The organism is Pseudoflavonifractor sp. HNCC25GI2 (genome assembly GCF_058136395.1).
In genome coordinates this window covers 85023-99489 of record NZ_JBYUOW010000010.1, presented here as the reverse complement: position 1 = coordinate 99489, position 14467 = coordinate 85023, and the positions used below count along the sequence as shown (strand labels likewise).

General features: G+C 56.1%; 12 protein-coding genes. 6 read left to right on the top strand and 6 right to left on the bottom strand.

Annotation, left to right across the window (positions count from 1 at the left end):
- Positions 1 to 420 precede the first annotated feature (420 nt).
- The 6 genes from AC3YUO_RS11585 to AC3YUO_RS11560 form a co-directional block, all read right to left on the bottom strand.
- Positions 421 to 834, bottom strand: coding sequence for a hypothetical protein (locus tag AC3YUO_RS11585; protein ID WP_489963196.1), 414 nt, complete (start codon positions 832 to 834; stop codon positions 421 to 423).
- 22 nt (positions 835 to 856) lie between these two features.
- Positions 857 to 1252 carry a hypothetical protein gene (locus AC3YUO_RS11580; protein WP_489963195.1) on the bottom strand — a complete coding sequence of 132 codons (396 nt, stop codon included), beginning with the start codon at positions 1250 to 1252 and terminating at the stop codon, positions 857 to 859.
- A gap of 42 nt (positions 1253 to 1294) precedes the next feature.
- Positions 1295 to 1909 carry a hypothetical protein gene (locus AC3YUO_RS11575; protein ID WP_489963193.1) on the bottom strand — a complete coding sequence of 205 codons (615 nt, stop codon included), beginning with the start codon at positions 1907 to 1909 and terminating at the stop codon, positions 1295 to 1297.
- 25 nt (positions 1910 to 1934) lie between these two features.
- Positions 1935 to 2165 (bottom strand): PF20097 family protein, encoded by a 231-nt coding sequence (locus AC3YUO_RS11570; protein ID WP_489963192.1) that lies wholly within the window; start codon positions 2163 to 2165, stop codon positions 1935 to 1937.
- A 27-nt stretch (positions 2166 to 2192) separates the two neighbouring features.
- Positions 2193 to 2831 carry a hypothetical protein gene (locus tag AC3YUO_RS11565; RefSeq protein WP_489963191.1) on the bottom strand — a complete coding sequence of 213 codons (639 nt, stop codon included), beginning with the start codon at positions 2829 to 2831 and terminating at the stop codon, positions 2193 to 2195.
- A 153-nt stretch (positions 2832 to 2984) separates the two neighbouring features.
- Positions 2985 to 3857, bottom strand: a complete 873-nt coding sequence (locus AC3YUO_RS11560; protein WP_489963190.1) for a LysR family transcriptional regulator — start codon at positions 3855 to 3857, stop codon at positions 2985 to 2987.
- 169 nt (positions 3858 to 4026) lie between these two features.
- On the opposite strand from AC3YUO_RS11560, the gene AC3YUO_RS11555 reads away from it, so the two are divergent.
- The 6 genes from AC3YUO_RS11555 (at position 4027) to AC3YUO_RS11530 (ending at position 14297) form a co-directional block, all read left to right on the top strand.
- Positions 4027 to 4878, top strand: a complete 852-nt coding sequence (locus AC3YUO_RS11555; protein WP_489963189.1) for an aldo/keto reductase — start codon at positions 4027 to 4029, stop codon at positions 4876 to 4878.
- A 335-nt stretch (positions 4879 to 5213) separates the two neighbouring features.
- Positions 5214 to 6251: an anaerobic sulfite reductase subunit AsrA gene (gene asrA / locus AC3YUO_RS11550; RefSeq protein WP_489963198.1), complete on the top strand. Its 1038-nt coding sequence runs from the start codon at positions 5214 to 5216 to the stop codon at positions 6249 to 6251.
- Positions 6252 to 6265: 14 nt separating this feature from the next.
- Positions 6266 to 7057: an anaerobic sulfite reductase subunit AsrB gene (asrB, locus tag AC3YUO_RS11545; protein ID WP_489963188.1), complete on the top strand. Its 792-nt coding sequence runs from the start codon at positions 6266 to 6268 to the stop codon at positions 7055 to 7057.
- Between the two features lie 18 nt (positions 7058 to 7075).
- Entirely contained in the window at positions 7076 to 8143 is a 1068-nt protein-coding gene (gene asrC, locus AC3YUO_RS11540) for a sulfite reductase subunit C (protein WP_489963187.1), read from the top strand.
- Positions 8144 to 8355: 212 nt separating this feature from the next.
- Complete coding sequence (locus AC3YUO_RS11535; RefSeq protein WP_489963186.1) at positions 8356 to 9558, top strand: LuxR C-terminal-related transcriptional regulator; 1203 nt, start codon at positions 8356 to 8358, stop codon at positions 9556 to 9558.
- A 470-nt stretch (positions 9559 to 10028) separates the two neighbouring features.
- Positions 10029 to 14297 (top strand): S-layer homology domain-containing protein, encoded by a 4269-nt coding sequence (locus tag AC3YUO_RS11530; protein ID WP_489963185.1) that lies wholly within the window; start codon positions 10029 to 10031, stop codon positions 14295 to 14297.
- Positions 14298 to 14467: the final 170 nt, after the last annotated feature.

Genomic DNA, 14467 nt, shown 5'->3' with positions numbered 1-14467 from the left:
TACTGAAAAAGGGAGTCTGTTAGAATAGTCAGCTCTTTTCCAAACCACACACCGCAGTCCGTTGGCAGAAAACTTACCACCTTGCGAGAGCGTACGGTTCGCATCCGTAAGGTCGTCGGTTCGATCCCGATTAGGTCCACCATTTATGGAAAATGCCGCAGTGGAAACTGCGGCATTTTCTTATTTGACTACTTGACGGGCACTCCTTTCCATAAGGACTACCCGTCTTTTCGTTTTCTGCACAGCAGGTTTTGAGTGAAATCTAGTCTTCTGCTGCAGAATAACACTTCATGGGCAAACTCTGTATCTTCCAAAATGTGCAAGGCACACACGCCCCAGTTTTCAACTAAGGCAGAAGAAACAGTCCCCGAGCCTCTGCCAGCTTCCCAAACGCTCTGATATGTTCACTGGTGAGTCAAATCATTCTTGCTCCGAGCCAAAGATCCGCGCAAAGCCCTCTGTCCAATGGCATTGACCAATGAGGTAGGTATCCAAGCTCCACTCCTGCTTGTTCATACGCCGCCTGGTTGCATCCATAGCCCCCTGGGCTTCTGAGAAATCCGCATAACAGGCGCTGCTCCAGACATCTGTCTCATCCCCTTCTGCGTCCTCGTCCCAGCCCCAAATCATATGGACTTTCTGGGATTGGCCGATTGTACCAACCACCAACTTTTCTGTGATCTCATAGGTACAGGGGTAATCACGGAATCCTAGGAGAGCAGATAAGTAGTGTTCCGCCACTTGCCGGGCCTTTTCAGCGGATTCGAACAGGCCGATGAAAAAGCCTTCCTGTCGCTCATTGAACAGCATTAAGCTGTATAGCAGATTTGTCATATACATCTTCCTTCTAGCCTGTTTAGTCTCCCAGGCCGGACAATCCGTATCCATGCTCCATGGCCACATCACATACATGACCCAATTCGTCCGCAAAACGCCGGATCTTCGGGAAGGACAGGCCATATTGCTGAATTACACGGTTTTCTTCTGTGCCATGTTCCTCAAGCCACTTGACGATGGATTGCGAAAAAGTCTTGATTACCGGAACCTGGTCCGCTTCCAGTTGGATCTCCATGTATGGATCGAATTGATAATAGCATGTATAGTTTGTGAGTTCGTTTCTGATATCGTACAGGAAGTCGCCTATTCCTTCCGGTTCTGATACCACGTGATGTTTCATCGTTTTTCTGGGCCTCACCGACGCAATCTCAAACGCATGGTTAAGGTCTTTGGCTGCATATATATCAAGTGCCACCCTTTCATCGTCCTTTCTTTTCGTTATTTTACAGGGTATCCCTCACTTGTCTTCTTCCGGCCAAACCGGCTTTCCCGGAGTGCCGTCCTCGTTGATATAGCAGCCGTCTACGATGGTTCGCACACCACCACCGAAGCTCCAGCCGTTCTCCTCGATGAACATCAGGAACCGGTCCAGGAACTGGTCCTCTGAAAGCTCCATGGGCACCTCCACGCACCCTTGGAACTCAAACTCCTTGCGGTGTGCCTTAGCAATTCCAGCACTGGGCGCGATCACGGTGACCTTAGGCGGCTGCGCTGCAATTACATCTACAACAAGATTGGTCCCCACAAACAGCCAGTGGATAGTGCTCTCAGGAAGCAGGGCGCTGCGTTCTCGGAGCGTATTCAAATATGCAGAGTCTGTACTTTTCCAGAAAGACCATGCCTGCTTAGGATCGGAGATCCAGAGATCTTCCCGGTAACGTTTCCCGGACAGTTGATAGCTGACGATGGATTCCCAGGTGAGCATCAGTCGCTGCCCTTCCAGTTCCTCTTTGTATTTCCCATCCGGCAGCAAAATCAAGGTGTATCCATCCGGCCTCATCCATATATCGTCCACATCGTACATCGTGTCCAGGTTATCATAAGGATACCATTTTTTAAATATTTGCTCCATCCTTTGCCTCCGTTTTGCTCCGCGTTTATTCCTTACTGTCTACCCACATCAAAACTTTTCTGCACCTGGGACAATGCCATGCGGGGTGCTCCGCCAGGGTAGAGGGAATGGTAATGGTCTGCCGGGTGAGAAATCCCGCAATTCCTTTTTTCGCCTTCTCTGTCTCTGGAGTAAACTCATACCAACTCTCAAAACCAGCGCCAACGCACTCCGCTGTGCCACGCTCCATCTCAGCGCCACAATCCAAACATTTCATAGTTCAATGTCCTCGCTTTCCGGCTCCTCACACCAACAGCCACTTCTGGCCGTCCGGCATTTGACGGAAACTTCCCGGTATCCGTTCCAGCAGTTCCCCGGTATCATAATCCCGCACCAGAAGCTCCTCTCGGTAGTCCGGGTCCTCATACCAAACCGAAGTATACAGCCTGTTTCCTTCCAGATACTCAAAAAACTCATGGTCCTCTATGGCAAAGTCCCTGCGTTCCGGCCAGATAATCTGAAACTGATTGTCATGGGCTGACCGGGTCAGCATAAGCGGTGATGCCTCCAGCATGAGATTATAGCAGTCCGCCACGATAGAGAGAGGCAACACCGCCAGCGGCTCAGTGGATTCCTCTGTTTCATGGAAGGTCAGAATACGAATCTCTTCCTTTGGAAAATCTACCATCAGCAGTACTACCCGCCCGTTGTGATACACCGGTCTTCCAAGATATTGCCCCGACTTTGTGCGTACCGGCTCATAGACCGTGCCCTCCGGGCAGTGGACCAGGACAAGCCGGTTTTTCTCAATGGGATGTCCGCTGCGGAACAGCTCTTCCGCCTCATATAAATCGTTGCTGGCATAGTCGGCACCCCAGTACCATTCGCTGCTGCCTTGCAGCGGCTCCAGATTGGTAATTCCGTTTGTGATAATACGTTTCATGTCCTGCCCCCTGGCTATCTCTCAATTCAGTTTTGAGATTATATCACAGGGAATGGAGGAAGCTCATAAATATTCTCTTAAAGTTTCTTAATTTCCGGGAACAAAAGCTCTCTCTTAGCTTTCACTGGCCCAATTTATAAGCTGTAAACCATTCTAAAGAGGCTCCGTCTGAAATTTCTTTTCCTGGAGTCGGCTGATGAGTTCCCCGAATTTCTCCCGGTCCTTTTCCAGACAGAGAAAATAATAGGCCGTCTGGAAGTCCTCGTCAGCAATCGGAATCACCACTTTGCCCTCCGCCTGCTGTCCGGCATCAAAGGCATCCGTTACAAAACAGGGGAAGGCGCCCAGCCCTACCAGTTCTCCAAAGGCATCCCACTCGTTCATGAAGAGAAAATGGGCCTCGGGCAGCTTTTCCCGGCATATTTTGGTCCAGAACCCGATTTCTGAATAGAGCAGAAGGTTTTGGTGTGCCAAATCAGCAGCCCGGATCACCGGAAGCTTGGCCAAAGGGTGGCCTACCGGCACCAGCAGGCTGAGGTGCTCCTCCCGGTAGGGAAAGCAAAAAATCCCCTCGACCCGTAGCGGCGCCTGATGGGTGACTACAATCTGATACCGCCCCTGCCGAAGGCCCTCCACCAGAGCATCATCCGAGTCGTTTAACTCGGCGGAAACGGACACGCTCTCGTATAATTCTTTCAGCAGCGGTTTCAGATCCTGAATTGGAACCGGGGCACAGGAGCCCAGCGAAACACTCTGTCTGGAACGCTCAGCCAGCCGCACCCGCTCTGTCAGTTCTTTTGCGGCTGAGAGCACCTGTTTGGCCTGTTCCACGGCTACCTGCCCCGTCTCATTCAAGACAATCCGATTTTTCTTTCGGACAAAGAGGTTCGCCTGTAATTCTTCTTCCAGCGCTTGCATCGTCCGGCTCAGAGATGGCTGGGAAATATGCAGGTCCTCCGCTGCCCTGGACAGGGTGCCGTACTGAGCAAAAGCCACCAGCTGCCTCAGCTGCTCCAGTTCTATCATGATCCTCTCCCTCCTTTTTCACCATTATAGCAGAGCAATCTATATCCGCCAACCCAGTATTTAATTAACGAATACTACTATATGGGATCGGTTCTGTACTTTTCTTAATCACGCCGTTACAATCAATTCAGAAACAGGAAGCATGCAATTTACGAATGGAGGATGCGGTATGGACTATGTGACTTTGAATAACGGTGTGAAGATGCCGTTGGAGGGCTTCGGCGTATTTCAGGTGCCGGACCCGGTGCAGTGTGAGCAGGCAGTCCTGGACGCCATTGATGTCGGTTACCGCCTCATTGACACAGCGGCGGCCTACATGAACGAGCAGGCTGTGGGTGCCGCCATTGCCAAATGCAGGGTTCCCCGGGAAGAGTTGTTCATCACCACCAAGCTGTGGGTCCAGGACACAAATTACGAAGCGGCCAAGAATGCTATCCAGACCTCTCTGGACAACCTGAACCTGGATTATCTGGATCTATATTTGATCCATCAGCCGGTGGGAGATTATATCGGAGCCTGGCGGGCAATGGAGGAAGCTTACCGGGAGGGCAAGCTGCGGGCCATTGGTGTGTGCAACTTCCATGCTGCCCGGCTGTTGGACCTCTGTGAATCGGTGGAGATGCAACCGTCGGTCAATCAGGTAGAGATTCATCCCTTTTTTCACCAAAAGGAAACCATGAAGATTATGTCGGATTATGGCGTAATCCCTGAGGCCTGGGGGCCCTTCGCGGAAGGACAGTTCGGTATCTTTACCAATCCCGTTCTGACAGAGATTGGCCGTGCCCACGGCAAGACTGCCGCTCAGGTGGCCCTTCGGTGGAATATTCAGCGCAGCGTGGTCGTCATCCCCAAGACCGTTCACAGGGATCGCATGGAGCAGAACTTTGATGTCTGGGACTTTTCTCTCACCAAAGATGAAATGGAAAAAATTGATGCTCTGGATATGGGACACAGCAGCATTGTGGATCACAATAACCCGGAGTTTATCAAAATGCTCCACAATCTGAAGATCCACCCGTAACGTAAGCGGTTTATTTTGTTTCCCGCGCCCCAATTTTAGAGCTGTGGACGCCGCCGGTTCAAATCCAATCAGACCCATTCGAGAACTCCGTGAAGCCTAAGGTTTCACGGAGTTCTTTTCTGTCCTGCAGCGTTCTTCCGCGAACGCCATTGTAATACTCCACACTTTTTTGATATTTTCTTCGGTCTTACTATTCAAACTGCACAATTCATGGTATACTGATACCAGCTATATGGAAATTTTCTGCGGAACTGACAGAAGTCCCGCTTTCCCTCGCGGAGCAGTTCCGGGGCGGACGGTTTTCTGTGGCAAACTATATTAGGGAGGTACTGAACATGGGCTTTTCTCTCTCCGTCTCCCAGGCGGACGCCGTGCTTCGTGCACTGAAAAAAGACTACCGTGTCTACGCACCGAAGCGGTTTCCCAAACAGGGGCGCTACTCCGACACCGACATTATCCGGTATGCGGAAGTGGATTCCTTTGCCGACATTGTATGGGACACCAAGTCCGATTACCCTGCCAAAGAAGTCATCACTCCCATCCAGCAAGCCATTTTTTATTTTACCGAAGACGAATATCGCGCCAGCAAGGCCAAAACCAAACCCATTTTGCTGCTGGCCCGCCCCTGTGACATCAACGCCCAACGGATTCAGGCCCGCATCTACGCCGGAAACGGCGGTTATGATGATCTGTACTACACCCGGGTACGGGAGCTGGTGAAGTTCGCTGTCATGGACTGCAACGGCGGCGATGACACCTGTTTCTGCGTATCCATGGGCACCAACTGCACCGACGATTATGCCCTGGCCCTGAAATTCTCCGCTGACGGGCTCCTGGTTCAGGTGGCCGACGAATCCCTCTCCCCCTACTTTCAGGACATGCCACAGGCTGAGTACATCCATACCTTTGTAAAAAAAAATGAGCTGAAGGTCACCGTTCCTGATCTCAGCGACAAGGCGGTTCGCATGGCTCTCAAGTCCCATCCCATGTGGCAGGAGTACAACAGCCGCTGCATCTCCTGCGGCGCCTGCACCGTGGCTTGCTCCACCTGCACCTGCTTTACTACCCGGGACGTCATCTACGGTGACAACCCTGAGGTGGGCGAACGCCGCCGGGTAACTGCCTCCTGTCAGATTTCCGGCTTCGATCAGATGGCCGGTCAGCGTGAGTTCCGCTCCACCGCCGCTGACCGCATGCGCTACAAGGTGCTCCACAAGTTCCATGACTACAAGGCCCGGTTCGGTGAGGAGCACATGTGCGTGGGCTGCGGCCGCTGCACCCATCGCTGTCCCGAATTGATCTCCATTTCTGCCACCGTCAACAAAATGTCCGCTGCTGTGGAAGAAATCAAAGCTTCCATGGCCAGCCAGTAAAGGAGGTCTGCGCGATGATGAACCCTGTTCAGCCTCAGGCCTGTACGATCCTGAGCGTCAAGAAAGAAAGCCGTCACGAGTGGACCTTCCGGGTTGCGACTGACGCCAAACCCGCCCATGGTCAATTCATGCAGCTGTCCATCCCCATGATCGGCGAGGCCCCCATCTCCGTCTCTGCCCAGGGGGATGGATGGCTGGAATTTACCATCCGTTCCGTGGGCAAGGTCACCAACGTCATCTTCCAGAAGGAGGCCGGAGACACCCTGTTCCTGCGGGGCCCCTACGGAAAAGGCTGGCCCGTGGAGCAGTTCCGGGACAAGCATCTGGTGGTCATCACCGGCGGCACCGGCCTGGCTCCCGTCCGTTCCATGCTCAACATGCTGGCCGAGACTCCCGGCTATGCCCGGTCGGTCCACCTGATCTGCGGCTTCAAAAACGCAGACGGCATCGTGTTCCACAAGGAGCTGGAAGAGTGGAAGAACCACTTTTCTACCATTTACACCCTGGACAACGGCACCCTGGAGGGCTGGCGTACAGGCATGGTCACCGCTTTTGTGCCGGAACTCCCCATCGACTCCTTCGGCGGCGACTATGCGGTGGTGGTGGTAGGACCCCCGCCCATGATGAAATTTACCGGTCTGGCCCTCATGGACCATGGCGTGGATCCGGAAAAGGTCTGGATGAGCTTCGAGCGCAAAATGTCCTGCGCAGTGGGCAAGTGCGGCCACTGCCGCATTGATGAGGTATACGTCTGTCTCGATGGCCCGGTGTTCCCCTATACGGTGGCCCGGGACCTGGTGGACTGAGAAAGGAGGGGCCAGAGGATGAATCAGGACATCAACATCAAGAAGGTCCGACTGAACTGCTACCGGCAGTCCAAGGTGCCCGGAGAATTCATGCTGCAGATGCGTGTGCCCGGCGGCACGGTGGACGCCAAATACCTCAGCTATGTGGAGCACATCGCCAAGACCTGGGGCGACGGCACCTTCCATATGGGCACCCGGCAGAACTTTGACATTCCCGGCATCCCCTACGAAAATATCCCGGCGGTCAACGCCTATCTGGAGTCATACATCAAGGAGGTAGACGCTGAGCTGTGCAACGTGGACATGGATACCATCGCCCACGAGCCTCACCCCTGGGATCCCTCGGAGGGCTACCCCACCATCGGCGCCCGCAACATCACCGCCTGCATCGGCAACTACCACTGCATCTGCGGCAACTGCAACACCTTTGAGCTGGCTCGGAAGATCGAACCCATCATTTTCCCCAGCCACTACCACATCAAAATCAACATTGCCGGCTGCCCCAATGACTGCAACAAGGCCCACATGTGCGACTTCGGCATCATCGGCGTGGCACGCATGACGTATCACCCCGAGCGCTGCATCGCCTGCGGCGCCTGCGTGCGGGCCTGTCAGAACGGAGCCACCCGGGTCCTGTCCGCCAATCCAGCCATCGGCAAAGTGGAAAAAGACGCCTGCTGCTGCGTGGGCTGCGGCGAGTGCGTCCGCGTCTGCCCCACCAGTGCCTGGACCCGCCAGGAAACCAAGTTCTACCGGGTCATCCTGGGCGGCCGCACGGGCCGGCAGACCCCCCGCACCGGCAAAATGTTCCTTAACTGGGCCACGGAGGACGTAATCCTGGGTGTTCTGAAAAACTGGCAGAAGTTCTCCGCCTGGGTCATGGATTACAAGCCCGAGTACCTCCACGGCGGCCACCTCATTGACCGGGCCGGCTACAAGAAGTTCAAGGAAATCATCCTGGACGGCGTAGAACTGAACCCTGAGTGTCTGGTGGCTGAGGACCTATACTGGCATGAGACGGAATACCGCTCCAACTTCAATGTAAAACCCCTGTCCATGCACCACACCGCCGGTCCACAAAAATAATTCAACGAACAACAACGCCCCTGAACCGCTGGTTTCGGGGGCGTTGTGACGAGATTTACCTGTCAGCCAGAAAAGCGCAGAGCCTCATCCGCATGGCAGCGCCGCTCCACGGTTCGGTTCCTCTCTAATTTTGAGCCAGCGCCCCGTCCTCCTTGACCCTTTGCCAGTCAATCTTTTATAATAAATATAACAAAATAATTGTGGAGGCGCCTATGGACTACATCACCGTACGGGAAGCGGCGGAGAAGTGGAACATCTCCCTCCGCCTGGTGCAAAAATTCTGTACTGAGGGCCGTGTCCCGGGGGCACAAAAATTCGGCGGTACCTGGGCCATCCCCGCCGACGCGGACAAGCCGGAGGACCTGCGCCGAAAGAAAAAGGAACCAAACATCTCACCGTCTGTTCAGACCGATCCGGTGGAAGCGTTCACCATGATGCCCCTGATGAACACCCCTTTCCGGCCTGGGCAGTGCCGCAAGGCTGTGGAGGCCATGACTGACGGCCCACAAAAGGACATCGCCTGGGCAGAATATTACTATTTCAGTGCCCAGGCGGAACAGGCTGCTCAGGCGGCGGATCCCTATCTGGACAGCCCGGACCTGAATCTGCGGCTTTCCGCCTGCTGGCTCTATGGCTATGCCAATCTCACCACCGGCCAGATCCGGAAATCCCGCCGCGCCCTGAAAGCCGTACAGGACACCCTGGCAGAGGTGGAGCATCTTTCTCCGAATGTACGGGCAGCGGTATCCTTTGTCGCTGCCGGGGCTGCCGTACTGCTCCATCTGCCCCTGCCGGAGGGCCTGCCCCCCACCCGGGACTTTTTCCCCCTGCTCCCTCCGGGCCTGCGCTACTTCGCCCTGTATCTCCAGGCTCACTACCTCTACTTACAGGAGGACTACGCCAAAAGCGCTGGCATGGTGGAAGCCTCCCTGGCCATGGGGGCGGAGGCATACCCCATCTCCGCCATCTACCTCCATCTGGTGGCGGTGATGGACTATATGCGCCTCAAACAGCTCCCCCAGGCCCAGGCGCATCTGATCTCCGCCTGGACGCTGGCCCGGCCCGACGACCTCATCGAGGGCTTTGGGGAACATCATGGCTTGATGGGCGGGATGCTGGAATCGGTGTTCAAACAAAACTGGCCGGATGACCTGCGGCGCATTCTGGACGTGACGTACCGCTTCTCCTGGGGGTGGCGGCGTATCCACAACCCGGACACAGGGCATGATGTGGCCGACAACCTGACCACCACAGAGTTTTCTGTGGCCATGCTCACCGCCCAGGGTTGGACCGGCCGGGAGATTGCCGCACATATGAACATCTCCCCCAATACGGTGAAACGACACCTGGCGGAGGTCAAGAACAAGCTGAACACCTCCGGTCGGAGCGAACTGAAAAAATATATGCTCCAATAATCTCGTCCGCCGTTCTACTGTGCGTGACAGCGAACAGTAGAACGCGCAACGACAAAGCGGGACAGGTCCATAAACGGGCCCGTCCCGCTTTTTGATTCATGCCCGGAAAAGAACACCGTTTCTCTCCCTTTTCATAAAGAAATTTCAGATCACAGACACATTCTTTCCTTCAGACCGCAAACGAAAGCCATCGTTTCTCCCCTCAGCCCTCATGCCGTTTTGCACCGGAACAATACGCTCCACACTCACATATTTTTTATAAAATGGGCCTTTTCAGGGGGCAAAAGGGAGCATAGCGGAACCAATTTTTTTATGATACAGTTATAAACAAGAAATGTATGCATTGCCGCGCCCGGCAGGACGCGAACGAAAGCGTCACGGTGCTTCCGGTATGGGGGACCCCATACCGGAAGTTCTCTGCCCAGGGTAAACCATGAGGGCGGCCTGCCGCCTGGAAAAGGAGGAACTTTATGAAAAAACGAATATTAAGCATTGTCTGTGCCCTTGCCCTGTGCATCGGGCTGCTGCCCGCCACGGCACTGGCCGCTGGAAAGTGGATCTACTATCCAAAAAGCGACGCGGAGGATAGGCTCTACGGTTATATTGAACAGAATGGCCTCCGAGTGGGCGTAAGGTCAGAAAAAGAGGCTGGTACCGGAGAAAAAAGCCCCTATAACCTGATTATCGGGTCTAACGGTGATAAGTTTGGCGATGCCACCGCGCTGGATCTCACCGGTACTATAACGGATAGTTCGGGAACACCGTGTGTCATCATCGAAGACAGCGGTTCAACAGGCAGATATCAGATCACGTCGGTGCTCTTGCCGGACACGGTAAAACGTATCAGTGCTAGCGCATATAGTAACGCTGCCCTGAGCTCCATTAATTTTCCGGCCAGTCTGGAGTCGATCGGGTATAGCGCGTTCTACGGGTCCGCTCTGAGGGAGGCGGATCTGTCGGAGACGAAGATCACCACCCTGAGAAGCTCTACATTCTCCAGCTGCGCATCCCTCACCTCTGTTCAATTACCCAGTACGCTCACATTCATTGATGGATCCGCTTTTTATAACTGCACCAGTCTTACCGAGATCACTCTTAATGCAACAACCCCGCCAACCTTTGACTCGTGGTCGTTGAACACTTGCTCCTCCCTTAAGGTCATTTATGTCCCGACGGGCAGCGTGCAGACCTATCGGACGGCGGAGGGCTGGAAAGACTACGCTGAGAAGATCTGGGGCATCGGCGAGACCCCTGTAACTTATGGTCTGTCCGTTTCCTCCCCCGAGGTAGCCTTCGGCAGCTTCGTCGCGGGCAAAGTGCCGGAGGCCAAGACGGTGACCATCACCAATACCGGCACCGGCGAAGTGACCATCCAGCTGCCCAGCAATGAGAACTTCGATATCACCGCCGGAGCGGGCTTCACCGGCGATACCGCCACCATCGCCGGAAACGGGACTGCGTCCTTCACCATCCGGCCCAAGGACAGCACTGTGGATAAAACGGTCTCGGAGACGCTGACCATCCAAGGGACGCCCACCGACATCACCTCCCCGGCCCACCCCAGTGTCACGGTCACTGCCAGCTATCATGTGACCGCAGAGCTGACCTATACCATCAGCGCCGATCCCGGAACGCTGAACTTTGGCAGCTTCACCGCGGGTGGGACTCTGCCGGAAGCAAAGACGGTCACTGTGTCCAACACCGGCACCGGCACCGTGGAGGTTCAGCTGCCTTCCAGCGAGAAGTTCACCATCACCCCGAGAACGGGTTTCTCCGATGGGAAGGTTACACTTAACCCCAACGAAAAAGCCACCTTTACCGTCCAGCCCAAGGACGTCTCCACCGAAGGAGCAATCTCGGAGACGCTGACCATCACCGGCACCTCTGTGGGGGCAACCTCCACAAAGACATCCACTGCCGCTGTCACGGCCAGCTACACGGTGGCGTTCCCCAAGGCGATGGTGGGCGGCGTGGAACTGAAAGCGGCTCCGGACGGCGAACCGGCCTACGCCCTGACCGATGACACCGGCGCCGTGACCACGGAAGGCGCCTCCGCATCCCAGTACAACATCAAATGGGACGGTGAAACGCTGACTCTGAAAGAGGCAGTGATCGCTGTAACGGGCCAACATGGCATCCAGTCCGACGCGGACCTGATCCTGGCGCTGGAGGGCGACAACTCCATCCGGATTGATAAGCAAGAGGGTAGTCCTGCATCTTATTACGGCATCCATGCCGGGAAAGATCTGACCATCACCGGCACCGGCAGCTTGGACATCACCGCTGACAGCGGCGCCATCCGGGCAGCTGCGCTGACCGTCCGGGGCGCCGTGCTCTCCCTTGTTTCCCAAAGCGACAGCGGAATTTCCGCCAACAGCATGACGCTGGAATCCGGCCGCGTCACCACCCGGGGGCAGGACTATGGGATTAGCGTCACCGGCACTCTTTCCGTCAGCAGCACGGCCTATTTGAAGGCCCGCGGCGGCAGGGCGGCGCTGGAAACCAATCATATCACTATTGCCGGTACTCCGTATATGGAACAAGTGGATAATGTCAAAGTCGTCATTGAAAACGGCACTCTCACCCAGACGGGCGTGCTGTATGTAAACGGCGTGGACATTCTGGAGGACGGCGCGGTGCTTCCCCAGGGCGTCTCCTACGAGCAGAGCACCAATACCCTCACTTTAACGAACGCTGTCATCGAAGAGTGCTATGAAAGCGATGGGGGCTTCTTCGGCATTTACACCAACGGGGACCTGAACCTGGCGCTGGAGGGCAGCAGCTCCATCAGCAGCCGCGCCATCGTGGAGGGTAAGCAATTTTACGGGATCGCCGTTCAGGGCGCTCTGACCATCAGCGGCACCGGAAGCCTGGAGATCGCCGGTGCATCCGGGCCGGAGGGAACCATCAGCTATGGGATTATGCCGCTGGATGGGTTCACGCTCCAAAGCGGCAGTGTGACCGTTACCCTTGGCAACTGCTGGCAAAATGTGGGCCTCTACGGTGGCACAGGCGTTCTGGTGGAAGGCGGCGCTCTCACCATCAAGCCTGCGGCGGCTCCCCAAACCGCAGGGGTGAGCATGGGTATCCTGTCGGAAGCCGGGTCGGAGGAGCTGAACGGCAAAAGCGCCGTTCACATCACCGGAGGCACCGTCTCCGTCGAAGGAAATGAGCTTATCATACCTGCCGCTGATGTAAATGATTCCAGCAGCACCGGAATATCTGCCTCTTCCATCCTCGTGGAAGGCGGCACCGTCACCGCCCGGGGCGGCGACATTACGGTGGAGGGCACCATCGACGAAGCCACCCCAACTTCCGTGGTGCTCAGCTTCGGCATCGGAGCGGGACAACTCGTTATCCAGGGCGGCACCGTCACCGCCCAGTGCGGACAAATCTCCTGTACCGACGAAAATATCCAGGCCACCCGGAGTGCGTTCTTCTTTGAGCATGACGAAGACGGCTATGAGGCCGAAAAGATGCTCACCGTCTCGCCCCAGGCCCTGAGCGCGATCGCGGTGAAACTGGGGTCGGCCGAGGCTGATGCAGCGGAGATTGCCGGCTCTCCCTTTACCGGCAAATGTGACCTCAGCTATGATGCTCTGAAGCAGGCCGCCTATTTCCACAGCGAGGTCGTTGCACCTCTGACCCTGACGGCGGACCAGACCTCTCTCACCGGCGGCGGCACCGTCACTCTTACGGTGGGCGGCCCGCTGGCCTCCCAGACCGACAACCTGTCCCTGACCTGTTCCGACAGCTCCATCACGGTCACCGGCGGGCCTGACGTCTGGACGGCTGCACTGCCCAATGCCGAGAAGGAGTACACCTTCACGGTTACCTATACCGACGATATCTACCCCGACAACATCACCGCCACCTGCACCGTCCGCACGACCCACCGCAGCTCCGGCGGCGGCTCCAGCACCACCTACTCCGTCTCTCTGCCCGGCAAGGTGGAGGGTGGTACTGTCACGGCCAGCAAGCGCTCCGCCGAGGCAGGAGAAACCTTCCGCTTCACCGTCACCCCAGACGCGGGCTATGAGCTGGACAGCCTCACCGCCACCGACAGCCGGGGCACAGAGCTGGACCTGAAGTACGAGGGCAACGGCGAATACTCCTTCAAAATGCCCGCCGGGCAGGTGAAGATCCAGGCCACTTTCCGGGAAATCTCTGCGGAACTGCCCTTCACCGACGTCTCTGAGGGGGCGTGGTATGAGGATGCCGCGGCCTATGTCTATCAGCATGGCCTCATGGCTGGCACCAGCGCCACCACCTTTGCCCCCGACGCCACTACCAGCCGCTCCATGATCGCCACCATCCTGTGGCGCATCGCGGGCAGTCCCGTGGTGGATTACGCCATGGACTTTGGGGATGTGCCTCAGGGCCAGTGGTATTCCGAGGCCGTCCGCTGGGCAGCCAGCGAGGGCATCGTGAGCGGCTATGGAAACGGAACCTTCGGCACCAACGACTCCATCACCCGGGAGCAATTCGCCGCCATGCTGTACCGGTTTGCCCAGGAGCAGGGCTACGATGTGAGTGTGGGCGAGAACACCAACATTCTCTCCTATACCGATGCGGAGGATGTGGCCGAGTACGCCATCCCCGCCATGCAGTGGGCTGTGGGCGCCGGCATCATCAGCGGCACCGGCGACGGCAGCACCCTCAGCCCCCAGGGCCAGGCCACCCGTGCTCAGGCCGCAGTGATGCTCATGCAGTTTTGTGAGAACTATGTGACCTGGTAAATTGCTCAAACGGCTATTAGGACCATACACAAAGGCAGCAACGCCCACAGCGGAATATTCCGCTGTGGGCGTTGCTGCTATTGGAATCTTGGTCCCGATTCCTCCACCATACCGCTGCACCGCAGTTTGCTCCGTGTGAAGGAAGCGTGGTTTTACTGGTCAGGCCGGAA

Excerpts from the sequence above, each read along its gene's own strand:
- AC3YUO_RS11560 (WP_489963190.1), bottom strand. The coding sequence starts at position 3,857 with ATGATAGAACTGGAGCAGCTGAGGCAGCTGGTGGCTTTTGCTCAGTAC.
- asrC (WP_489963187.1), top strand. The coding sequence starts at position 7,076 with ATGAATCAGGACATCAACATCAAGAAGGTCCGACTGAACTGCTACCGG.
- asrB (WP_489963188.1), top strand. The coding sequence starts at position 6,266 with ATGATGAACCCTGTTCAGCCTCAGGCCTGTACGATCCTGAGCGTCAAG.
- AC3YUO_RS11565 (WP_489963191.1), bottom strand. The coding sequence starts at position 2,831 with ATGAAACGTATTATCACAAACGGAATTACCAATCTGGAGCCGCTGCAA.
- AC3YUO_RS11585 (WP_489963196.1), bottom strand. The coding sequence starts at position 834 with ATGACAAATCTGCTATACAGCTTAATGCTGTTCAATGAGCGACAGGAA.
- AC3YUO_RS11530 (WP_489963185.1), top strand. The coding sequence starts at position 10,029 with ATGAAAAAACGAATATTAAGCATTGTCTGTGCCCTTGCCCTGTGCATC.
- AC3YUO_RS11555 (WP_489963189.1), top strand. The coding sequence starts at position 4,027 with ATGGACTATGTGACTTTGAATAACGGTGTGAAGATGCCGTTGGAGGGC.
- AC3YUO_RS11570 (WP_489963192.1), bottom strand. The coding sequence starts at position 2,165 with ATGAAATGTTTGGATTGTGGCGCTGAGATGGAGCGTGGCACAGCGGAG.
- AC3YUO_RS11575 (WP_489963193.1), bottom strand. The coding sequence starts at position 1,909 with ATGGAGCAAATATTTAAAAAATGGTATCCTTATGATAACCTGGACACG.
- asrA (WP_489963198.1), top strand. The coding sequence starts at position 5,214 with ATGGGCTTTTCTCTCTCCGTCTCCCAGGCGGACGCCGTGCTTCGTGCA.
- AC3YUO_RS11535 (WP_489963186.1), top strand. The coding sequence starts at position 8,356 with ATGGACTACATCACCGTACGGGAAGCGGCGGAGAAGTGGAACATCTCC.